This is a genomic window from Parapedobacter luteus, assembly GCF_900168055.1.
GTDB classification, from domain to species: Bacteria; Bacteroidota; Bacteroidia; order Sphingobacteriales; family Sphingobacteriaceae; genus Parapedobacter; species Parapedobacter luteus.
Map to the genome: position 1 here is coordinate 305,914 of NZ_FUYS01000004.1, position 22,567 is coordinate 328,480.

Sequence of the window (22,567 nt, forward strand, 5' to 3'; positions counted from 1 at the left end):
GTGCAATTAACACAATCAGCGCGCAAATTGATACATTCCTTTCTGCCCATGCCGGTCCAGCAGGCTATTGATACGGCCTGAAGCCGGCCCGGCATGGGCAGTTCGCTCACTTGATTGCGTACTGGCCACATTGGATGAAAAGTGGTTATTGGTGGCATAATACAATGCCTCGGCGATCATATCTTCGGCCGGGTCCCCGAAATCCCTGGTCAAGTCGTCATATATCAGCTTATCGACAGGCATCCCCGAAAAGTAGTCCCCCTCTCCCATCGCGTTGAACGTCTGGTAGGAAACCGCATACAAATCTACTCCCAAGATATTCCAATTAAAATACCCCACAGGTTTTCCGTAGGTTGCATGTTCTCCTATTAGCTTGACATCCATGTAGGGCTTCAAGTTGTTGATCAGCAGCTCACTCGCCGACGCGGTGCCTTCCGTCACGAGAAAATAAATCCGTTCGAGATTGAGCGCATTGGGCTTGTTAAAATGCACCGGCGAAAAATCAAGGGATACGCCTTCGGCGCGCAAGAAGGCGTCAAGCCCATCATTTGTCTGGTTGGAATACATCAATTGATGCCCAACAGCGGCAGGTGCCAATAAATTCGACAGGTACTCAGCCGTTATGACCGCCCCGCCCCCATTATATCGTAGATCAACAATCAACTCGCGGATACCCGATTCTTCAAATTCCGCCATCAATTGATCCAACTGTCCCTTTACATAAGTCGGGTTGCCGCGTGCATTGAGTGTCGAAATAAAAATATCAAAGGCAAAGTAACCGACTTTCTTGCTTCCCGCATCGTACACCTGATGGGCGAGGATGGGCTGCAATTGATAGTTTCCCCTATTCAGGTTGACGGACACCTCTCCGCCGTCAGGTTTACGCAGCGACAGGCTGATATGCGTTCCGTCCAGTGCATTAAAAAGAAAAGCGAGATTATCACGTTCCATCGATGCGAGCGAAAGATCGCTGTTGCCATTGATTTGCAGGATTTGCCACCCCCGCCTTATGCCCATGGCATATGCCGGCGATCCGATATCCACTTTTTTCACATACAAACTATTCTCATCGTGATAGCGCACATCAATACCGAAGCTGCCTGCAAGCCCCTGCTGCACTTCGGCATTTATCGTACCCCATCGATCCAGGAAGCTGAACCGATCGTATGGGTTGCCGTGATCATCCCGCGCATAGCCCTTTAATGCTTCCAACACCGCATCGGCGGAATTATAGCGGATGGTGTTTGCCCGTACGTCCGCGAACCAATCCGGCAAAGCGTCCTGCCATAAATAAAATTGATAGGTGTAGGTATACACGGAATCTTTCAGCAAATCTTCTTGGCTCTCAGCACGTGCCGGTCGCTCCAAAGCAGGCATAACCGTATCGCGATTGCAGCCAGCCAACGCCATGCCCAACAGCAGTGAGGCAACGAAAGGCTTAACTAAATTTATCTCCATTTTCTAAAAACTAATCATCGATGCTACCTATGAGCCCAAGAACCGCTCCGCATCGATGGTGTCGATACCCAAGTCGTTTGGCAATACGGAGCTATCCACAGCGTGGACATACAAAACGTCCGGCGCTTGCAAGCTATTGTCTTGCAGGAGAAACCCCAACGGATCAAGCTGCCTCTTCAACAGTTCCTCTTGGAAATATACTTTTACCACGCGGTCAAGCCCGCTCCATTCCATGTGTTTCAGTTTGTTCAGCTGCATGGTGGGGTTACCTTCCGTCAATACGAACAATTGCTTTCCTTGCTGATGCAACGCCTCCATCAACGCCAGCATGGGTTGGTACGGCAAAAGCTTTAGGGGCAGCCGGGCAGCCAAATGCAGGCGATCAAAATGCTCTTTATATTTGCGGTCAATGCCGAATGCTTCTGCCGCACGTTCGAAAATCCCCTCTTCGCCGTGGTGCGTGTAAGCAGTCTTAAAAAAATCCGTTAAATCATTAGCCGGGGGTACAGTTTCGGTGTACTCCAATAGATTGGCAAACAGGTAATATACCTGCAATACATAATCCTTTCTTGGAAAAAGCACATCATCCAATTCGAAAACAACGGCTTTTTTTCCGGCAGGGATATCCGCGTACGTCAACATATTCGGTTTGAATCAAAAATATGGAAATGGTTTAATGATTCCGTGTCCGTTTTCGCGGAATCATTGCTATCGTTTCGCCAGGTTAATCACCGACGCAGCACAGCGCCAGTTCGTCGCCTGACTCCAGCTGTGTAAAAACCCCGGATAACGTGCCATAGGATTTATCTCCTACAGTGGGCGGCTCGGCTATTTTTCCGTCGAGCAATAAGAGCAACGGCAGCTGCTTTGGTGGGTTTTTAATGACCGCCACTGCAGCAAGTTCAGCCAGGGCAGGCACCCACACCGCTATCCCATATTCCGAAAAAAGTTGCCGTGCCTCCGATAGCGGATATAGTTCATTGACACCCAGCGGGATGAGGGCACTAATATTTCTATCGAGGCAGATTTTTAGCATCTCATGTGCGAAAGCCGGCGCGTTTGCCTTGGGGATTTCAAGGTAGTTCTCCAAGCTTAACAACGCTTGTGGCATTCCATCTGCAGATCCAAACACCATATGCTGCCGTTGCCCTGCCGGCAAACGGTTTGCCACCCGCTGTGCAAATGGCTGTGTGCCCTGTGTAATTAACATTTTGCTCGACATATCACTGTGCTTGGCCAGGCTCAATCTGTCCGTCTTTGATGTGTACGATGCGATCGGCGATGTTCGCCAATTCTTCATTGTGCGTTACGACCACAAATGTCTGGTTCAGTTGAGCCCGCAGTTCGACAAACAACTGGTGGAGAGCCGTTGCGTTTTCCGAATCTAAATTTCCTGACGGCTCATCCGCCAGCACAATAGCCGGATTGTTTACCAACGCACGGGCCACGGCCACCCGCTGTTGCTCACCACCCGACATTTCGCCCGGTTTGTGAGCGCTGCGATGGCTCACCCCGAGCAGTTCCAACAATTCGGAAGCCCGGTGTTCGGCAGCTTTCCTGTCTACCCGCTTGATAAAAGCAGGAATACATACATTTTCCAGCGCCGTGAATTCAGGCAACAGGTGATGGAACTGAAAGACGAATCCGATGTGCGCATTGCGGAAAGCACTCAACTGTTTGGTACTTAGCTTATCGATGTTTGTCCCATCGATGACGAGGGTTCCCCTGTCAGGGCGATCCAGCGTGCCGATGATGTGCAGCAAGGTGCTCTTTCCGGCGCCGGAGGCCCCCACAAGGCTGACAATCTCTCCCTTGGCAACGTGCAGGTCTATCCCCTTCAGGATAGCCAGTGTTCCGTACGACTTATATATGCCTTTTGCTTCTAGCATTCCGCGAAGGTAGGAAATTCCAAATCAATACAGAAAATGGCAAGGAAACAAAACAGCCTGACCGGTATTAAGTTATCTTGAAGACAGTAAACATAACGCTGTTTCAAAATAGGAAATTAAGCCGGATATACGTTATGTTTGCAGGCGAAAAATAACGACAGCAAAAATGCAGCAGCCGTCTTCCAAACATCCGCTTACCACCGCGGGACTTCTTATTGCACTTGGCATTATTTACGGAGATATCGGCACTTCCCCGCTATACGTGTTCAAGGCCATCATGGGTACGGACCGTATCGAGGCGGATTTGGTATACGGGGGATTATCGTGCATTTTTTGGACATTGACGCTCCAGACGACCATAAAATATGTCATCATCACGCTGCGGGCGGACAACAAGGGGGAGGGTGGTATCCTCTCCTTGTATTCGCTGGTCAGAAAACAAGGCAAATGGGTGGTATTTCCGGCAATGCTTGGCGGGGCAGCACTATTGGCTGACGGCATGATTACGCCAGCCATCACGATTTCGTCGGCTATCGAAGGGTTGGACATCTTTTATCCGCATCTGCAGACCGTACCCATTGTGTTGATTATCGTCGTTACCCTATTTTCGCTGCAACGGTTCGGAACGGCGGTTGTAGGGCGGCTATTCGGGCCGATTATGTTTGTCTGGTTTTCGATGCTTGCAATCATCGGGATTACACTATTTGCGGATACCCCGTCAATCCTTAAGGCCTTAAGCCCGCATTATGCCATCCTGACCATCGCTTCACACCCTAATGCACTGCTGATTATCGGTGCTGTATTTCTGTGTACAACAGGGGCTGAAGCCTTATATTCAGACCTCGGCCACTGCGGCTTGAAAAACATCCGGATTTCGTGGATATTTGTAAAAACCTGCTTACTATGCAATTACTTTGGACAAGGCGCTTGGCTGTTAAGAAACGAAGGCGCATTGCTTGATGGCGGCAACCCGTTTTACCTCATGATGCCTGTATGGTTTCTCCCCTACGGCATTTCCGTGGCCACCATCGCAGCGGTAATCGCCAGCCAAGCCATGATTTCAGGCGCCTTCACGCTGATCTCGGAGGCTGTAAGGCTTAACGTCTGGCCCAAGGTACGGATTGTACATCCCAATATGCTGAAAGGCCAACTTTATGTGCCGTCGGTCAATTGGATATTGCTCATCGGCTGTATCCTTGTGGTGCTGATATTCCGCGAATCTGCCCGGATGGAGGCCGCATATGGGCTCGCGATCAACATCAGCTTCATCGTTACCACAATATTGATGACCGCATTTCTTTTACAGAAACGGGTTTCGGTATGGCTGTCGGTGTGTTTTCTACTGTTGTACCTTTCGATTGAAGTCACATTTTTCGTGGGCAACGTCTCCAAATTCACCCATGGCGGATGGCTTACTTTGCTCATCACAGCCATATCGTTCATGCTGATGCTGTGCTGGTGGTGGGCGAGAAAGATTAAGAATAGGCATACGCGGTTTGTAAACATTGAAAAATACCTGCCCCTTATCTCTGAAATTGGCAAGGATACCTCCATACCGCTTTATGCTTCCCAACTTGTCTATCTGACGAGCGCAAATTTTGATTCCGAAATTGAAGAAAGCATCATCTATTCGATCACCAAAAAGAAACCCAAAAGAGCCGATGTATACTGGTTGGTACATGTGGATGTCACAGATGCTCCTTACACAGGTGAGTATGAAGTCACCCAACTGGTGCCGGGGAAACTAATCAGGATAGATTTCAGGTTAGGGTTCCGCGATGAACAGCGCATCAGTGTATTATTCCGGGAGGTTGTGGAAAATTTGGTTGCCAATGGAGAGGTAGATATCAAAAGCAACTTCGCCACGCTCCGTAGGTACGGAATAGACGGCGATTTTCGGTTCGTTGTGCTGGAGCGTATCCTATCGAACACCTCCGAGCTCAACTTTATTGAGCGGATCGTACTTGACGTTTACAGTTTGCTGAAAACGCTCAGCCTGTCGGAAGAACGCGGCTTTGGTCTTGACTCAAGCTTCGTGACCATTGAACGGGTTCCGTTGATGGTGCCCTCGCAATCCAAGCGCGGGAAGCTGAAAAGGATAAAATAGCTACCGGTTTTTGGCTATTTTCCTTGACCGTTCCCAATTAAAACGCTACTTTTACGGCAAATTTTTCGCAAATGAACATTCACGAATATCAAGGCAAGCAAATACTGAAGAGTTTCGGTGTGCGGGTGCAGGAAGGCATCGTGGCCGAAACGCCTGAACAAGCTGTGGAAGCAGCCAAAAAGCTGAAAGAAGACTACAACTCGGATTGGGTAGTGGTGAAAGCTCAAATCCACGCCGGTGGCCGTGGTAAAGGCGGCGGCGTGAAATTAGCCAAGAACCTGGATGAAGTGAAACAACGGGCCTCCGACATCATTGGCATGCAACTGGTCACCCCACAGACCGGCCCAGAAGGCAAAAAGGTAAACAAAGTATTAATTGCCCAGGATGTTTATTATCCCGGTGAAAGTGAGACTAAAGAATTTTACATGAGCGTATTGCTCGACCGTGGACGCGGCCGCAACATCATCATGTACTCCACCGAAGGTGGTATGGACATCGAAGAAGTAGCCGAAAAGACCCCGCATCTGATTTTTAAGGAGGAAGTCGATCCGAAAGTGGGGCTCCAAGCCTTCCAGGCACGCAAAATCGCTTTCAATCTTGGACTGAGTGGTGCTGCGTTTAAGGACATGACCAAGTTCGTCGCCGCTTTGTACAAAGCTTATGACGCTACGGATTCTTCGCTCTTCGAGATCAATCCGGTACTGAAAACATCAGATGACAAAATATTAGCCGTAGATGCTAAAGTAAACTTGGATGAAAACGGCTTATTCCGTCATCCGGATTATGCTGCGCTGCGCGACATCACCGAAGAAGACCCGACTGAGGTCGAGGCGGGCGAATCAAACCTGAACTATGTGAAGCTCGACGGAAATGTGGGCTGTATGGTCAATGGTGCGGGGTTGGCAATGGCAACCATGGATATCATCAAGCTGGCCGGTGGCGAACCTGCTAATTTTCTCGATGTTGGTGGTACCGCTAATGCACAGACGGTAAAGGCCGGATTTAACATTATCTTGAAAGATCCGAACGTGAAGGCCATTCTCATCAACATCTTCGGTGGCATTGTCCGGTGTGATCGTGTAGCTCAAGGGGTTATCGATGCTTATCAGGAAATCGGCAATATTCCGGTGCCCATCATCGTACGTTTGCAGGGCACCAATGCCGAAGAGGCCAAACAGCTGATCGATGAATCCGGACTGGAGGTATACTCCGCGATTCTGCTCAAGGAAGCCGCTGAATTGGTGACGAAAGTGTTAGCCTAATAGCCAGATTTAGATCTTGGCTCTTCGATATTTAAGGCCAACTAATAAAAAAACCTCCAGCTTATTGGAGGTTTTTTACGTTAAATCCCGCGATATGATTGCAACCGTCATCCACTGGGGCACTTCGCCTGAAATCACCAAGCTGTTTGGTGTGTTTCCGCTTACCTACTATGGCCTGCTGTTCACTGGAGGCATCGCACTAGCATATTTTATGATGGCATGGATTTATCGGCGCGAAGGCATTGGCGACGAACAGTTCGATAGGCTGAGTATTTACGTCGTCTTGGGTACCATCATCGGTGCCCGGCTGGGGCATTTCCTGTTCTACCAGCCCGAATATCTTTGGAAAGCGCCGCTGGAGGTCGTGTTGCCTATCGCCAAGGTAGATGGGGGGGTATACCAATTTGATGGATACCGCGGCCTGGCCAGCCACGGCGGCATCATTGGTATCATTATCGCCGTCATCTTATATTGCCGGAAAACCAAGCTGAGCTTCCTGTGGGTAGCTGACCGGCTGGCTGTCGTAGCACCTGTGACCTGTGTATTTATCCGCGTGGGTAACTTCATGAATTCGGAAATCATCGGCAAACCTACCGGGGGCGACTACGGAGTTGTTTTCCGACTGGTAGATGCCATTCCCAGGCACCCTGCGCAGCTCTATGAAGCCATCGCTTACCTGCTTGTCTTTTCAATGATGATAATGCTGTATCGCCGAAACGTAAAACCTGATGGCTTTATTTTTGGAATATTCCTAATCTTGTTATTTTCGGCCCGCTTTGGCATCGAATTCTTCAAGGAAGAACAGGTAGCATTTGAGCGGGGCATGACGCTTAACATGGGGCAATGGCTAAGCATACCGTTTATTTTGATCGGCTCGGCGCTGGCTGCACATCGGAGAAAAAGCGCTGTAAATAATGAATACGGCCATGCCTATTAAGCAATGATCAGGGATTCATCGCAATCGCATATCGCAATACGCAATACTAAGATACGCAATACTAAGAAATGAAACATACACGTATAAAAGACTTACTGAACGCTACCGAATACGGGCAGCAGGTGACCGTAAAGGGATGGGTAAAAACATTTCGCAACAACCAATTCATTGCCATCAACGATGGTTCTACGCTCGGCAACATCCAAGCCGTGGTTGATTTCAACAGCACGGAAGAATCACTGTTGAGACGGATCACCACGGGTGCCGCCATTGCTGTAACGGGCCCGTTAGTGGAATCCCTGGGTAAAGGCCAGCGGGTGGAAATAAAAGTGGATACATTGGAGATTCTTGGTGACAGCGACCCGGAGAAATTCCCGTTGCAACCTAAAAAACACAGTCTTGAATTCCTTCGCGAAATTGCCCACCTCCGTTTTCGCACCAACACGTTCAATGCGATATTCAAGGTACGCAATGCGTTATCATTTGCCATTCACCAATTTTTCTATGAACGGGGATTTGTATATATACATACCCCCATCATTACGGGCTCGGATGCAGAAGGAGCTGGGGAGATGTTTAAGGTAACCACGCTTGATTTTAATGACACCCCCCGGACTCCCGATGGCGCTGTTGACTATAAAGAAGATTTTTTTGGCAAGCCAACCAACCTTACGGTATCCGGCCAACTGGAAGGAGAATTGGCCGCTATGGCCCTGGGCAATATTTATACGTTCGGCCCAACGTTCCGCGCCGAAAACTCAAACACCACCCGCCACTTGGCAGAGTTTTGGATGATTGAACCTGAAATGGCCTTTTATGACTTGGTAGACAACATGGATCTGGCCGAGGAACTTTTGAAATACGTCATCCGTTTTGCATTGGATCATTGCCCGGATGAAATCGAGTTTCTCAAAAACAGGCTATTGGATGAAGAAAAGGGCAAGCCGCAGCAGGAGCGCTCGGAAATGGATTTGATAGCTAAACTCCACTTTTGCCTTGACAACAGGTTTGAGCGTATTACCTACACGGAGGCCATTGACATCTTGCATCGCAGCAAGCCCAACCAAAAGAAGCAATTCAAGTATCCGATTGAAGGATGGGGGGCTGATCTGCAATCCGAACATGAGCGGTACCTCGTCGAAAAACACTTCAAGAAGCCGGTCATCTTAACGGACTACCCTGCCGACATCAAAGCGTTTTACATGCGGCAGAATGACCCCGATGAGCAGGGACGCCGTACCGTCCGCGCCATGGACATCTTATTCCCCGGCATCGGGGAAATGGTGGGAGGCTCGCAACGGGAAGAACGACTCGACAAGCTGGTCAGCCGTATGGAGGAAATGGCTGTACCGGCAGCGGAACTGGACTGGTACCTGGATACCCGTCGTTTCGGCACTGCCCCGCATGCCGGATTTGGGGTTGGTTTCGAGCGCTTGGTCCTGTTTGTCACAGGCATGACCAATATCCGGGATGTCATCCCCTTTCCGCGAACGCCAAACAATGCAGCATTTTGAGTGTTGGTGAATGGTGATGGGTGTCTGGCCCATTGCGCCACGTCTGGCTCCGGAGCGCTTCGCGGCTGTCTCCTAAGCCGCGTCAGTAACGGACTAATCGGGTGGAACGAGGCGTGCAGTGAATGGTGATTATAAGCGACAAGCAGCAACATGTTAGTTAAGATATACGACGAAAACCCGAATCCCAAGGCTATCAGACAGGTAGTGGATGTGCTACAAAGAGGGGGGCTCATCATCTACCCTACCGATACGGTGTATGGCCTCGGATGTGACATCAAGAACCAAAAAGCCATCGAACGGATATGCGAGCTTCGTGGCATTAAACCGGAGAAAGCCAACCTTTCGTTTGTTTGCTATGACCTTACCGATATTGCCCAGTATACCAAACCCTTTGACACAACCACCTTCCGGGTTTTAAAAAAGGCGCTGCCCGGACCGTTTACGTTTATCTTCAACGCCAGCAGCCAAGTACCTAAGCTGTTAAGCTCAAAGAAAAAAACGGTAGGTATCCGTGTGCCGGATAATAATATCGCCCGCGAAATCGTGCATGCACTAGGTAATCCAATAGTCTCTGCCTCCATCCATGACGAAGACGAGATTATCGAGTACTCTACTGATCCGGAGCTCATTCATGAAAAGTATAAAGACTTGGTCGACATGGTTATCGACGGCGGGTATGGAGGCAATGTTGCCTCAACCGTCGTGGACACTACGGAAGGTGAATTTGAAATTATCCGGGAAGGTAAGGGAGATTTAGCACTTTTTTTATAATTTAGTATGCGATTTACCGACTGATTTTATTCGATGCGCAAACATATCAAACAGTTTTTCGAGGCTGACTCAGCCAGTGGTATTACACTACTTATTTTTTTAGTGATTTCACTTGTTATCGCCAATTCGCCGTTGGGACCGGGGTTTGAGTCGCTCTTGGCGCAAAAGGTTGGTTTTGACTCTGGCGCGGTGCACCTGAGATACAGCATACTCCATTGGATAAATGATGGGTTGATGGCTGTATTTTTCCTGATGGTGGGCATCGAGATCAAGCAGGAGCTGGCCCATGGACAGCTTTCCTCTGCAAAAAAAGCATCACTTCCTTTCTTTGCAGCCATGGGCGGGATGCTCGTACCCGCCGGTGTCTATGTATTGTTCAACGCTGGCACTGATACCAGCCATGGGTGGGGCATTCCGATGGCCACGGATATTGCTTTCGCGATTGGTATTCTTTCCATACTCGGCAGACGTGTGCCCGTGGCATTGAAAGTATTTCTAACCGCTTTAGCGATTGTCGATGATTTGGGTGCTATCCTGGTCATTGCCATATTTTATACCACGGAACTGGAAGCCACCTATTTGCTGTATGCGCTCGGTATTTTCGCACTCTTGATGTTTATCAATCGGTTGGGCGTGAAGTCACTGTGGTTTTACCTCATTCCCGGTCTGTTTATATGGTACTTCATTCATCATTCGGGGGTACATGCGACTATCGCCGGGGTACTCACGGCATTTGCTATTCCGATAAAGGGAAAAAGGGAAGGTTACTCACCTATTCAAACTGTGGAACATGCCATTGCCACTCCGGTCAATTTCATCATCATGCCCGTTTTCGCCTTGGCCAACACCAATATCCGGTTTGAAGCCGGCATGGTGGACGGGTTGGCCAGTCCGCTCGGATTGGGCATTATTGCCGGTTTATTCATCGGCAAGCCCCTTGGTATAACCCTCTTTTCGTGGCTATCTTCGAAAGCAGGATTAAGCGAACTACCAATAGGTGTTAAGTGGTCTCAGGTACTTGCAATTGGGCTGATGGGGGGTATCGGTTTTACCATGTCCATTTTCATCGCGTTGCTTTCCTTCGACGCAATCCATTATCAGACAGAAGCAAAATTTGCTATTCTTGTGGCTTCAGCACTTTCTGGCGTCATTGGGTATATGATTCTTAAAAAGTTGGGAAAAGGATATCTGAAAGATGTCTAGCATGGCCACAGCGCCTCCCTTCACCTTACTTGAGATGACAGGCGCAACACTCGTCCGAAACGGGGCGATTGTGTTGCAGCACGCCGGATTCTGTGTACAGCACGGCCAGCAGTGGGCCATTATCGGTGAGCCGGAAACCGCCAAGAACTACTTGCTGCAGGCGCTTGCTGGTAAAGTGGTCATAAACCAAGGCGCTGTACACCATTTCCATGCGTCCTCTTACCTGCAGGCTGGCGAGGGCAATGGAGGATACCGTACCCATCATGATTTGGTGGCCTATGTGCCGTTTCACCATCATTTCCGGAGCAAGAGTAACACGCAGAACTTTTATTACCAGCAACGGTTCAACAGTGCTGATGCCGATGATGCAGCAACGGTACGTGAACTGCTAAGCAAGACCCGCCCCAAACACAACGATATCCGGTGGACAACCGACGACGCCATCACGCTTTTCGGCTTGGATAAACTGGCGGACAAGGCGCTCATCAAGCTATCCAACGGCGAAACCCGGCGGCTGATGCTGGCCACCGCCCTGGTCAAAAACCCCAACATCCTTTTGCTCGACCACCCATTGGTTGGTTTAGACGTGGAGGCGCGCAGCCGTTTTGAAGGTATCTTACAGGCGATTATCCAATCGGGCATCCACGTGATCATGGCCACGACTCCACAGGAGATCCCACGCTGCATGACCCATGTAGCCGTCATCGAAAATGACACCATTGCCATACAGGGGCCGGTGGACCAGATCTACCTGAACAAATACCGGCAATTAGCCACGCCCGGCAATGTTGCATTGCCTGATGCAATGCGCGGCACCATCCGTACCCTATTTGAACAGCGTACGACTCCTGCGATAGGTTCTCCGATAATAAGTATGAACGATGTATCCGTCCGTTATGGCGATAAGCTTATTTTGGATGGCATCAACTGGCGCGTTGAACAGGGAGAAGCATGGTCTTTGAAAGGACACAATGGTGCAGGGAAGTCCACCCTACTCAGCCTCATTAACGGTGACAATCCCCAGGCATACAGCAATGACATCATCCTCTTCGGACGCAAGCGGGGTACCGGAGAAAGTATATGGGACATCAAGAAACAAATTGGCTATGTATCGCCCGAGTTGCATCAGTATTTCCCGAAAAACCATACCGTCCTACAGGTGGTATTGTCTGGATATTTTGATACAGTAGGGTTATTCCGGAAGGTCGCCCCCGCGCAGCGGGAAGCAGCAGTGCGATGGCTGCAGCTTTTCGGGTTGTCTGACGCCATCCAGCAGCGCCTTGCCTTACTGAGCCCCGATAAGCAACGGTTGTGCCTGCTGGCGCGTGCTATCATCAAAAACCCCAATCTGCTTATCCTCGATGAGCCCTGTCAGGGGTTAAGCCCCCAGCACCGGGATTTTTTCAAGGCCCTCATGGATGAAATCCATGCCGTCAGCGGTACCACGATTATCTATGTAAGCCATTACGAAGAAGATATTCCATCGTGTGTGACCAAATACATCCGGCTGGAGCAAGGCAGGATTAAACTTTAGCGATTCAGGAAAATCACTTGGGTCATTCATTGAAAAGCCGGCCGGCTTTTATCAAAAACGCGCCCGGCTTTTGAACGAAAGGCGCCCGGCTTTCAATAAAAAGGCGCGCGCCTTTTATTGGCTCAGAGTAGGTGGTAAAAAAAAACGACTTAGTAAACATGCCTTTGGTGCACGTAATAAAAGAATAACGCTCCCGAAAAGTAAGCGAATATATCACCGACATCAAAAACATAATCAGCGGAAATCTTGGGGAGCGCTAACTCCATCACACCGGCAGTCACCGAAGCGGCCACTAACAACGGAAGCAACGCATATCGATAAGTAGCCCCTTTTTTAAACAAAACACGGACGGTTGTCAAGGATATATGGGCGACGACAGGAATAAATAAAAAGTCGGTCAGGTAACTATTAAGCATGGCAATAGGCATTCCCGTGTAGCGGCTTACGACGATGCCCAACCAACAAATGATATATACGGTGAAAAAAGGATCAACTAATATATGAATCCAACGAAGTATTATTTTCACAAGAAAAAAACCGCTACAGCTAACAACGACAAAGCCAACGTGATGAACAACGTCATTACGGCGTAAAACCCTATGTGCTTGCTCATGCGTTTCGCGCGGCTGTCAGAAGGATGTATCCCGAATAGCTGTTCGCGAAATGACCGGATGAACGAAGTTTTCTCTTTTTCCATACGTTTTATTGATTAATACGTTTTTCCCCAAGCAAGTGTTTTGCTTGGCCAAGATCAGCGCTGAAACAGCTGCTCCTTTGCGGCGCGAAACCGGGAACCGTTTGTAGCTGGTTGCAGTATCCAGCCGCTGCACCTGGGTTTCTTTGCCGGTAGCTGTATGGAGGAAGTTAGCTATAAGGAATTTGCCTGATAAAACGGTGCGTCATGATTGCGCAACCAGAAAAACTAAATCGGCTTGCGCCCCATCCTGAATTCCAGCTCGCCGCCATTGACAATATCACTATGCTTCAGTCGATAGCCTTTCAAAGGCTTGCCATTGAGCAGTACCTGCTGCACATAAACGTTCTTGGCGCCTTGGTTGACAGCCGTTACGGTAAATTGCTTTCCGTTTTCAAGGTTGATGGTAGCTGATTGTACCAATGGACTGCCAAGCCAGTATTCATCCGACCCCGGCGATACCGGGTAGAAACCGAGACTGCTGAATAGGTACCAGGCGCTCATCTGCCCGCAGTCATCATTACCCCCCAGGCCATCCGGACCGTTGTGGTACTGGTTTTCAAGAATCATCCGTACACGCTCCTGCGTTTTCCAAGGTTGACCGGCAATGTTATAAAGGTACACCACATGATGGGCCGGCTCGTTGCCGTGCACGTAGTTGCCGATGATCCCTTCTCGGGTGATATCTTCCGTATTGGCAAAAAACTTGTCCGGCAGATGCATCGTAAAGAGTGAGTCCAAATAACATGCAAGCCGCTTTTGCCCGCCCATCAACTCCATCAGCCCTTCGGGATTATGCGGCACATAGAGGCTATAGTTCCATGTGTTGCCCTCAATAAATCCTTGACCATGCGTTTCCAGGACATCAAAATCTTTTCTGAAAGCGCCATCGGCATGACGCGGACGCATAAAACCGATGGTTGCATCGTACATATTGCGCCAGTTTTCCGACCGTTTAATAAACGTATCATAAACATCCTGGCGACCAAGATGCTTCGCCAACTGAGCGATGCACCAGTCGTCATAAGCATATTCTAAGGTGTTCGACACCGAGGTGCCGTTTTTTTCATCGGGAATATACCCCAAATCGATATAGTCGCCGATGCCCTCGTAGCGGCGATAATTAGCTGTTGCCACGCAAGCTTCCAGTGCCGCCTGAGCATCACCCCGGTACACCCCCTTGATGATGGCATCCGCAATGACCGAAACGCTGTGATAGCCGCTCATGCACCAATTGTCATTGGCATAATGCGACCAAATTGGCAACATCTTCAACGGGCTCTGATCATAATGTGCCATCATAGAGGCTACCATATCCGCATTGCGTGATGGGTTGACCATATTCAAGTATGGGTGGAATGCACGGAACGTATCCCAAAGCGAGAAAGACGTATAGTTGGTGAAGCCCTGGGCGGTATGCACCTCGTAATCCAAGCCGCGGTACTGCCCATCGATATCCATATAGACCGTGGGCATCAACGCCGCATGGTACATAGCGGTGTAGAAATTGATGTAATCAGCTTCCGTAGGTAGAACAGCCTCGATTCGACGCAATTCCTTTTCCCACAGTGCCTGCCCCTCTTGTTTGGTACGTTCGAAGTCCCAATGCGGTACTTCGGCCGCCATATTGGCTAACGCGTTACGCATGCTTACGGGCGAAAGCGCCACCTTGGCAAGCACCTGTTCGCCGGCCTGCACATCAAAATCGAAGTGCATACGAAGCTTTTTACCGGCAATATCGGGGAAATTGTCGGTCTGATCGAATTTACGCCAGAAGCCCCGGTATACGGAAGCATTTTCGAAGCTTTTGCTCCCATAGGATTTAAACGGCTTGGAAAATGACATCGCAAAATAGACGGTGCGCGTACGTGCCCAGCCGTTGGTTTGCCGATAACCAGTAATGGTGCTATCATTAAGCACACGCACCACCGTCCACACGTTCTTGTCGTCATAATTGTAAATGCCGTGCATCAAGTCCAAGACAATGTGGGCCTCTTCCTGCGCAGCGAAAGTATAGCGGTGCATACCTACGCGTGCACTTGTGGTCAACTCGGCAAGAATATCATGGTCGTCTAATTTCACCCGATAATAATTAGCCGCAGCCACCTCGTTGGCATGTTGGTACGCGGATCGGAACCCAGCCTTAGGCATTGCAGCAATGCCGGGATTAAGCTGCAACTCTCCGGTGGTAGGCATGACAAGGAAATCACCCAAATCGGAATGCCCCGTACCGCTGAAATGGGTATGGCTAAAACCAACGATGGTTGGGTCGTCATACTGGTACCCCGCACAGTACTTATATACATCGGGGTTGTACTTGCCGTCCACCGCATACGGAATCGTATCCGTATCGGGGCTCAATTGTACTGCACCGAAGGGTACCGTAGCCCCCGGAAAAGTATGGCCCATTTTAGCTGTGCCGATTAGGGGCTGTACGTAATGCACCAGGCTATCTGTCGGGTTGGCTGCAACAATCCGCGATACAGCCGCCAACAGCAGCCCCGTTAAAAATGTATATTGAGTACGTTTCATTATCATTCCGTTTGCCGAGTTCGCTAAAAATATATGCATGCCGCTGGATCGATATGAGCAGGTTGGGCAATCTACCCGTTGCCACAACCTGAACCAATGACCAACAGCCCATCAATAGTCCGGCTGATATACACCGAACGAGACGAAAGCGCGAGCATCGTTAATCGTTTAATTCATTCGTCAACGAATACGGAAAGTCGGTTGCGTTCACACCTCTCGACTTGTTGGGCTGATCGCCCATCTTGACATCCAGCACTGCTCCCTTCAGTAGCTCTCCATGCTTCAAGAAATTAGGTGTGTATATCTGACCATTCACATGCAACGATTGAATATACCGATTTTGATCGCTATTGTCCTGTGCATTGATGACCAATTTTTGGCCATTACTGAAATTGACCGTTGCCTTTTTAAATAAAGGAGCACCTAACACGTATTCATCTGTAGCCGGGCATACCGGGTAAAAACCCAAGGCGGAGAAAACATACCATGCGGAGGTTTGGCCATTATCTTCGTCGCCGCAATAGCCATCAGCTTGAGGGTTGTACATCCTATTCATGGTTTCACGCACCCAATATTGCGTTTTCCACGGCTCACCGGCGTAGTTGTACAGGTAAATCATGTGCTGGATGGGTTGGTTGCCATGTGCATACTGGCCCATATTCGCGACTTGCATCTCACGGATTTCATGGATGACACCCCGGTAGTAGCTCTCATCAAATATAGGCGGCAGTGAGAACACGGAATCCAGCTTTTTCACGAAAGCTTTATGCCCACCCATCAAACGGGCAAGCCCTTCGATATCATGGAATACCGACCATGAATAATGCCAGCTATTGCCTTCAGTAAATGCATCTCCCCATTTGAACGGGTTAAACGGTGTCTGGAAACTGCCATCTTTGTTCTTCCCGCGCATCAGGCCCGTCTCGGGATCGAAAAGGTGCCGGTAGTTCCGGCTGCGCTTGGCATACAGGTCGATATCAGCCTGCGATTTACCCAGCGCTTTGGCCAACTGATAGATGGCAAAGTCGTCATAGGCATATTCGAGTGTACGTGCCGCATTCTCGTTGATGCCCACGTCGTATGGTACGTAACCCAAATCGATGTAATAGGGTGCTCCTGCCCGACCTACGGCGGTCATCGGGCCTTCATTATTGGCGCCGTGAAGCAGCGCTTCATAAAGCGTCTCGATATCATAACCACGCAGGCCTTTGATATATGCATCAGACACAACGGATGCCGAATTGTTGCCCACCATGATATTAGCGTAGCCCGGGCTGCTCCACTCAGGAAGGAAGCCGCCCTCTTTGTAGGCATTGGCCAAGCCAGCCTGCATTTCGACATTGATCTCGGGATATACGAGGTTGAGGAACGGGTATAACGCACGGAACGTATCCCAGAACCCCGTACCGCCAAACAGGTAGCCCGGCAATATTTCTCCATTATACGGGCTGTAATGCACGACCTGTCCGTCCTTATCGAGCTCATAAAGCCGGTTGGGAAACAAGACCGTGCGGTATAGACATGAATAAAAAGTTTTGAACTGGTCATGCGTGCCGCCTTCTATGGTTACACGTTTCAGTGTTTCGTTCCAAACGGCTTTTGCCTCTGCTTTGATTTGTTCAAAATTTTTATCGGCGAGCTCACGCTGCAAATTCAACTCGGCTTGTTCGTAGCTGATGAACGAAGAAGCGACACGCATATTGACTTGTTCTCCCCTTTCGGTCTTAAATCCTACGATGGCAGCAGCGTGGTTGCCGCTGAGGTGTAACGCAGTGTCATTATATACGCTGTCGCACCAGCCTTTGGTGAATGCAAACGGTTTGTCGAACTCAATGACAAAATAATTTTTAAAATTCGGTAAATTGCCTCGGCTGTAGCGGCTGGAATAACCGATTATTTTCCGTTCGGCCGGAATAATGGTGATTTCCGATCCCCTGTCAAACGCATCGATGGTCACGAACGCGCTATCACTTTCCGGAAAAGTAAAACGGAAACGGGCGGCACGCTCGGTAGGTGTAATTTCGGTGGTCACATCTGCATCCGCAAGGTACACACTGTAGTAGTAAGGCTTCGCCACTTCCGCTTTATGCGAAAACCAGCTTGCCCGCTCGTCTTGGTCTACCGTGGGCTTGCCAGTACCCGGCATGATGGCATATTGCCCGTAATCATTCATCCAAGGCGAAGGTTGGTGGGTCTGCTTAAATCCGCGGATTTTGTCGGCACCATAAGTGTACATCCATCCGTCGCCCATTTTTCCGGTCTGTGGACTCCAGAAATTCATGCCCCAAGGCACAGCGATTGCCGGATAGGTATTACCATTTGAAAAAGCCGGTTTTGAGTCGGTGCCCATCAACGGGTTTACCCATTCTTCGGGTTCATCGATCGCCTGGATGTATTGGGCTTCAGCTGTCAATTGGCAGGCCATGGCACATGCGACTACAGCTGCAGAACGTAATTTAAAAATCAATCTGTTCACTTTATCGTTTTAGCTAAGTTATAACTGAGTTACTTTCCCTTTCAAACCTACGCATTTCCTTTCGTATAAGCAATCCAAAGTTCATCGAGCGTAGCCCCGGTTTCCCGCTTCCACATGCCATCGGAGTACGTACTTGTTCGCAGAGCCTTATCCAGCCTTTTTACAATCCCTTTTTTATGCGTGTGCTCCACCCAATCCAGGAAACGGGCGGTGATACGGTAGCTGCTGGTATAATGATGTTCGGGCTTCAACTCCGGCAGTGTCCAATTGGCGCCCGGATTATCCACTCCATACTTATAGCGCACATAATCTGCGATGCCTTCCACCAGCCAGCCCGGTCCGCTACGCGGCGGGTAAGCCTGCACAAGATGCATGACTTCATGGGTCACGACATCCACGTCACCAGGATTTTTCTCCAACCAAGATTGGGCAATGGTCACCCGGCCATTATGGGCGTAAGCCACACCATCATAAGCCGTATCAACCGTAATGGTCACTTCTTTCACGGCTTGTTTGTTGAAGTCGCGGGTTAATTTGGGGTAGACCGAGAAAAAAGTCTCCTGCAACCTCCCTAATACATCCTTGGAAAACCCCTCGTCTTGTTGAACCAAGATAAGGGTAACCCCCTTTTTTGAAATTGTGTCCGCCACCGGATCCACCAGTTGAGAAGCAACCGACGGACGACAATAAGTAAGCGTTGCAGCTACACCAAAACATATCGACAATATGCGTTTCATACTTTTTTATGATTAAAATGAAAGAAAATACAGCTTTGGCTACCCGAGGTTTCACAATAATTCATTACAGTATAATTTGTATATCATAAAGTAAGCTTAGTCAATACGAAATCGCCAGGATTCCATTAAATACGGAGGTAAAGTTATTTAGTTGCATGCGTGCAAGTTGTTAATGAACCCACAACGTATCGTTAACATATTGTTAAGGTTTAAGATTCATTAACAATTCGTTGGGTTTCTATTTGCAAAGTGCCCCTGCTAAAACGTTTAATTTTACCGCCCTAACAATCCATTTCCCAATTAACCAGTTTCAATATGAATCAAAACCAGTAACTAACACAATGTCCAAAGCGTAAGTCAACCACAGCATGCGCTTAGAGAAAAAAAAACAACAAACAACCAATGATTTGATTAATATGAAAAAAAACACACTACACAAAACCAATTTAGGGCACAGTGCCTTCAGGCGGCTTGCGCAGGCATGCATGTCTATTCTCCTACTTTTGGCATTTACGACGTACACCTTTTCGCAGGAAAGAACGGTAAGAGGGGTAGTAACCAGTGCCACTGACCAAAATCCGTTACCCGGCGTAACCGTGCGCGCCAAGGGAACCAACAGCATGACTGCTACAGACTCTGAAGGGCGCTTTTCGATTAATGCGAGCGAAGGTGAAGTTCTCGAAGTTTCATTTATCGGCTACGCTCCTCAAGAAATCAATATCGGCACTAGGACGAGCATCCAGGTTGTTTTGCAAACAGATACCCGGAGCATGGACGAAGTAGTCGTCGTGGGTTATGGCAGTTTACGAAAAAGCGAAATTACTGCTGCCTCAACCAATATCAAGGCAGAAGACTTTCGTCAGAGCGGCGCAAGAAACGCAATGGACCTTTTACAGGGCAAAGTAGCGGGGTTACAGATCACGCGCAGTGGCTCGAACCCTAATACGGGTGTCGCATTGCAATTGCGCGGAGCCACATCCATAGCCGGCTCAAACTCGCCATTGGTCGTCATCGACGGGATTCCGGGAGGAAACCTGGATTTGTTGCAACAAGCCGACATCGAGTCGATCAACGTTTTGAAGGATGGTTCTGCTGCCGCTATCTACGGTACGCAAGCAAACGGCGGTGTTATTTTGGTAACTACCAAAAAGGGTGCACCGGGGAAAACACGGTTTGACTATGCTGGCTATGTGTCTCGGGACTTTGTTCAGCGGCAACCGGATTTCATGACTGCAGAAGAATATCGGCAGAAAATCGCAGAGGGCGTGATTGCACCCAATAATGACTTTGGAGACAATGTAAACGCTTTTGATCAATTAATTAATCAAAACAACACCAGTCAATACCATACACTAGCCGTTTCCGGTGGTGGGGAAAACAACAATTTCCGGGCGAGCGCTTACTTTCGCGATCTGCAAGGGATAGCCCGCGAAAACGGCAGAACGGAATATGGTGTACGCGCAAACTTCAATGGAAAGGGGCTGAATGACCGGCTGACAACCCAAGTAGACTTCGCGACCAATTTGAACAATGCTAATCTACTCGGCGGCGGCGGCTGGGAATGGGCATATACCCGCAACCCCACATTACCATTGAAAAACGAAGATGGCACTTGGTATTATGAACAGACGACAACCAATGAAGTCGCTCGGCTTGCCGAAGAACACAATCGCCGCCAACAACAAACAACAACGTTAGCAGGTACAGCTGGGTATGAAGTCATCCCAGATCTGAAAGTCAATGTTTTTGGTTCTGTACAACGGAATGCGTGGGTAGACGGTGCATATGCAAGTCTCGCATCGGAGCCATCTATGGAGAACTCGGTAGGCGCACTGGGGCGGGCTTATCAATCCAGTCGGTTGGAAATGAAATACGCGTTCGAACCAACCATCAGCTATAACCGCGTATTGGATGACATACATTCCATCAATGCTGTGGTGGGTTACAGTTACCGATACGAGGTAAATCAAAACTTCGATGCAACCAACTATGGATTTCAGAACGACGTTTTCGAGGAGAACAACCTCGGTGCCGGAGACCAACTGATTGCTGGACGGGCCGGCATGGGTAGCTATAAAAACGACAATAAGATTATCGGTTTCTTAGGGCGGATCAATTATTCGTATGACGGCAAATATACCTTCCAAGGTATTTATCGTCGGGATGGTTCGACCCGCTTCGGAGAAAATAACAAGTGGGGTAATTTTGGTTCCATAGGTGTCGCTTGGCATATGACATCGGAGGACTTTATGCAAAATATCCGTTTTCTGAACGACCTAAAAGTACGCGCAAATTACGGCGTAACGGGTAATCAGGAAATTGGCAACTACATGTCTTTGGTCACATTGGGTACGGGCAACAACTACATTTACCCCGATGGAGCCTGGCGGCAAACATACGGGCCAACCCGTAATCCCAACCCCAACTTGCGCTGGGAAACCAAACATGAGTACAATGTTGGGGTGGATTTTATGATGCTAAACGGAAGATTGGGTGGTGCAATTGATGCGTATCGCCGCATCACGAAAGACCTCTTAGGCACCTATACTTCGCAACAACCTCCGTTTATCCGCGATAATATATTTACCAACGTTGGACAGATTTCTTCAAACGGCCTGGAAATTACGCTGAATGCTGTGCCGGTTCGGAATGAAAAGGTCACCTGGACCGTTGACCTCATTGGTAGCACGAACCGGAACCGGATGGATAGCTTCTCGGACGACACCTATAAAGTAAGCTACAGGGACTTTTCGAGTATAGGAGGATTCGGTGCTTTAGGAACAGCCATCCGCGTGTTTGAAGGAAGTCGTTTGGGTGATTTCTATGGAAAGCGGTTTGCCGGATTTACGGAAGATGGCCGTTGGCTATTTTACAAACGTGATGGTAGCGCGGTGCCATTCGACCAGATTAACGATTCCAGAACAGATTTGGAAAACACTGATTTGGCCGTTATCGGAAACGCAATACCCAAATATCACTTGTCTCTTAACAGCACAGTTAGCTACAAGAACTTTGATTTCCGAGTATTTTTCCGCGGCCGGTTTGACTACGACATCCTGAATACAACACAGATTTCTTATGGCAACCAAATAGCTCTGCCCAATAATTTATTGAACGAAGCGTTCACCCGGCATGGTGAGTTGAACGATACTTACATGTATTCGGACTATTACCTGGAGAGTGGCTCGCATGTAAAGCTCGATGAAATGACTTTGGGATATACGTTTAAGCTAAACAATGAAAAAATTCGGAACTTCCGTATCTATGTCACGGGAACGAACCTTGCACTGTTTACAAAGTATACCGGTGTCGATCCTGATTACGTTAACGATACGGGTATTGGTTCGGAAAACACAAACCCGCTGGGGATCGATGGCAGAGGTCTCTATCCCAATACGCGCTCTTTCTTGTTTGGCGTAAACATTGGGTTTTAATGGTTAAACGAAAGCTAAA

17 protein-coding genes are annotated in these 22,567 nt (G+C 48.9%); 8 read left to right on the forward strand and 9 right to left on the reverse strand.

What is annotated here, in order from left to right; translation table 11 throughout:
• Positions 1–15: 15 nt before the first annotated feature.
• The 4 genes from B5X72_RS10380 to B5X72_RS10395 form a co-directional block, all read right to left on the reverse strand.
• Positions 16–1,458, reverse strand: coding sequence for a S41 family peptidase (locus B5X72_RS10380; RefSeq protein ID WP_079716807.1), 1,443 nt, complete (start codon positions 1,456–1,458; stop codon positions 16–18).
• A gap of 27 nt (positions 1,459–1,485) precedes the next feature.
• Positions 1,486–2,100 carry an HAD family hydrolase gene (locus B5X72_RS10385; protein ID WP_079716808.1) on the reverse strand — a complete coding sequence of 205 codons (615 nt, stop codon included), beginning with the start codon at positions 2,098–2,100 and terminating at the stop codon, positions 1,486–1,488.
• Between the two features lie 82 nt (positions 2,101–2,182).
• Positions 2,183–2,668, reverse strand: a complete 486-nt coding sequence (locus B5X72_RS10390) for a hypothetical protein (protein ID WP_139378635.1) — start codon at positions 2,666–2,668, stop codon at positions 2,183–2,185.
• Between the two features lie 13 nt (positions 2,669–2,681).
• Positions 2,682–3,347: an ABC transporter ATP-binding protein gene (locus B5X72_RS10395; protein WP_079716810.1), complete on the reverse strand. Its 666-nt coding sequence runs from the start codon at positions 3,345–3,347 to the stop codon at positions 2,682–2,684.
• A gap of 166 nt (positions 3,348–3,513) precedes the next feature.
• Between B5X72_RS10395 and B5X72_RS10400 the strand changes: the two genes are divergently transcribed.
• The 7 genes from B5X72_RS10400 (at position 3,514) to B5X72_RS10430 (ending at position 12,675) form a co-directional block, all read left to right on the forward strand.
• Entirely contained in the window at positions 3,514–5,454 is a 1,941-nt protein-coding gene (locus B5X72_RS10400) for a KUP/HAK/KT family potassium transporter (RefSeq protein WP_079716811.1), read from the forward strand.
• 71 nt (positions 5,455–5,525) lie between these two features.
• Entirely contained in the window at positions 5,526–6,716 is a 1,191-nt protein-coding gene (gene sucC, locus B5X72_RS10405) for an ADP-forming succinate--CoA ligase subunit beta (RefSeq protein WP_079716813.1), read from the forward strand.
• Positions 6,717–6,810: 94 nt separating this feature from the next.
• Positions 6,811–7,653 carry a prolipoprotein diacylglyceryl transferase gene (gene lgt, locus B5X72_RS10410; protein ID WP_079716814.1) on the forward strand — a complete coding sequence of 281 codons (843 nt, stop codon included), beginning with the start codon at positions 6,811–6,813 and terminating at the stop codon, positions 7,651–7,653.
• A gap of 68 nt (positions 7,654–7,721) precedes the next feature.
• Entirely contained in the window at positions 7,722–9,167 is a 1,446-nt protein-coding gene (asnS, locus tag B5X72_RS10415; protein ID WP_079716816.1) for an asparagine--tRNA ligase, read from the forward strand.
• A gap of 150 nt (positions 9,168–9,317) precedes the next feature.
• Entirely contained in the window at positions 9,318–9,938 is a 621-nt protein-coding gene (locus B5X72_RS10420; protein WP_079716817.1) for an L-threonylcarbamoyladenylate synthase, read from the forward strand.
• A gap of 33 nt (positions 9,939–9,971) precedes the next feature.
• Positions 9,972–11,141 (forward strand): Na+/H+ antiporter NhaA, encoded by a 1,170-nt coding sequence (gene nhaA / locus B5X72_RS10425; RefSeq protein ID WP_079716819.1) that lies wholly within the window; start codon positions 9,972–9,974, stop codon positions 11,139–11,141.
• Between the two features lies 1 nt (position 11,142).
• A complete protein-coding gene (locus B5X72_RS10430; RefSeq protein WP_176146162.1) occupies positions 11,143–12,675 on the forward strand; it encodes an ATP-binding cassette domain-containing protein in 1,533 nt (510 codons plus the stop codon).
• Between the two features lie 149 nt (positions 12,676–12,824).
• On the opposite strand, the gene B5X72_RS10435 is transcribed toward B5X72_RS10430, so the two are convergent.
• From B5X72_RS10435 to B5X72_RS10450, 5 genes are all read right to left on the reverse strand, one after another.
• Positions 12,825–13,133, reverse strand: coding sequence for a hypothetical protein (locus B5X72_RS10435; protein WP_139378636.1), 309 nt, complete (start codon positions 13,131–13,133; stop codon positions 12,825–12,827).
• Positions 13,134–13,198: 65 nt separating this feature from the next.
• A complete protein-coding gene (locus B5X72_RS20775; RefSeq protein WP_176146163.1) occupies positions 13,199–13,372 on the reverse strand; it encodes a hypothetical protein in 174 nt (57 codons plus the stop codon).
• Positions 13,373–13,597: 225 nt separating this feature from the next.
• Entirely contained in the window at positions 13,598–15,901 is a 2,304-nt protein-coding gene (locus B5X72_RS10440; protein ID WP_394332952.1) for a GH92 family glycosyl hydrolase, read from the reverse strand.
• 160 nt (positions 15,902–16,061) lie between these two features.
• Positions 16,062–18,326, reverse strand: coding sequence for a GH92 family glycosyl hydrolase (locus tag B5X72_RS10445; RefSeq protein ID WP_079716824.1), 2,265 nt, complete (start codon positions 18,324–18,326; stop codon positions 16,062–16,064).
• Positions 18,327–18,424: 98 nt separating this feature from the next.
• A complete protein-coding gene (locus B5X72_RS10450) occupies positions 18,425–19,114 on the reverse strand; it encodes a basic secretory protein-like protein (RefSeq protein WP_079716825.1) in 690 nt (229 codons plus the stop codon).
• A gap of 416 nt (positions 19,115–19,530) precedes the next feature.
• Between B5X72_RS10450 and B5X72_RS10455 the strand changes: the two genes are divergently transcribed.
• Positions 19,531–22,548, forward strand: a complete 3,018-nt coding sequence (locus B5X72_RS10455) for a SusC/RagA family TonB-linked outer membrane protein (protein WP_245826912.1) — start codon at positions 19,531–19,533, stop codon at positions 22,546–22,548.
• Positions 22,549–22,567: the final 19 nt, after the last annotated feature.

Bases quoted from the DNA above. Each gene is read 5' to 3' on its own strand.
- B5X72_RS10380 (WP_079716807.1), bottom strand. From the start codon at position 1,458: ATGGAGATAAATTTAGTTAAGCCTTTCGTTGCCTCACTGCTGTTGGGC.
- B5X72_RS10385 (WP_079716808.1), bottom strand. From the start codon at position 2,100: ATGTTGACGTACGCGGATATCCCTGCCGGAAAAAAAGCCGTTGTTTTC.
- B5X72_RS10390 (WP_139378635.1), bottom strand. From the start codon at position 2,668: ATGTTAATTACACAGGGCACACAGCCATTTGCACAGCGGGTGGCAAAC.
- B5X72_RS10395 (WP_079716810.1), bottom strand. From the start codon at position 3,347: ATGCTAGAAGCAAAAGGCATATATAAGTCGTACGGAACACTGGCTATC.
- B5X72_RS10400 (WP_079716811.1), top strand. From the start codon at position 3,514: ATGCAGCAGCCGTCTTCCAAACATCCGCTTACCACCGCGGGACTTCTT.
- sucC (WP_079716813.1), top strand. From the start codon at position 5,526: ATGAACATTCACGAATATCAAGGCAAGCAAATACTGAAGAGTTTCGGT.
- lgt (WP_079716814.1), top strand. From the start codon at position 6,811: ATGATTGCAACCGTCATCCACTGGGGCACTTCGCCTGAAATCACCAAG.
- asnS (WP_079716816.1), top strand. From the start codon at position 7,722: ATGAAACATACACGTATAAAAGACTTACTGAACGCTACCGAATACGGG.
- B5X72_RS10420 (WP_079716817.1), top strand. From the start codon at position 9,318: ATGTTAGTTAAGATATACGACGAAAACCCGAATCCCAAGGCTATCAGA.
- nhaA (WP_079716819.1), top strand. From the start codon at position 9,972: ATGCGCAAACATATCAAACAGTTTTTCGAGGCTGACTCAGCCAGTGGT.
- B5X72_RS10430 (WP_176146162.1), top strand. From the start codon at position 11,143: ATGGCCACAGCGCCTCCCTTCACCTTACTTGAGATGACAGGCGCAACA.
- B5X72_RS20775 (WP_176146163.1), bottom strand. From the start codon at position 13,372: ATGGAAAAAGAGAAAACTTCGTTCATCCGGTCATTTCGCGAACAGCTA.
- B5X72_RS10440 (WP_394332952.1), bottom strand. From the start codon at position 15,901: ATGAAACGTACTCAATATACATTTTTAACGGGGCTGCTGTTGGCGGCT.
- B5X72_RS10445 (WP_079716824.1), bottom strand. From the start codon at position 18,326: ATGGCCTGCCAATTGACAGCTGAAGCCCAATACATCCAGGCGATCGAT.
- B5X72_RS10450 (WP_079716825.1), bottom strand. From the start codon at position 19,114: ATGAAACGCATATTGTCGATATGTTTTGGTGTAGCTGCAACGCTTACT.
- B5X72_RS10455 (WP_245826912.1), top strand. From the start codon at position 19,531: ATGAAAAAAAACACACTACACAAAACCAATTTAGGGCACAGTGCCTTC.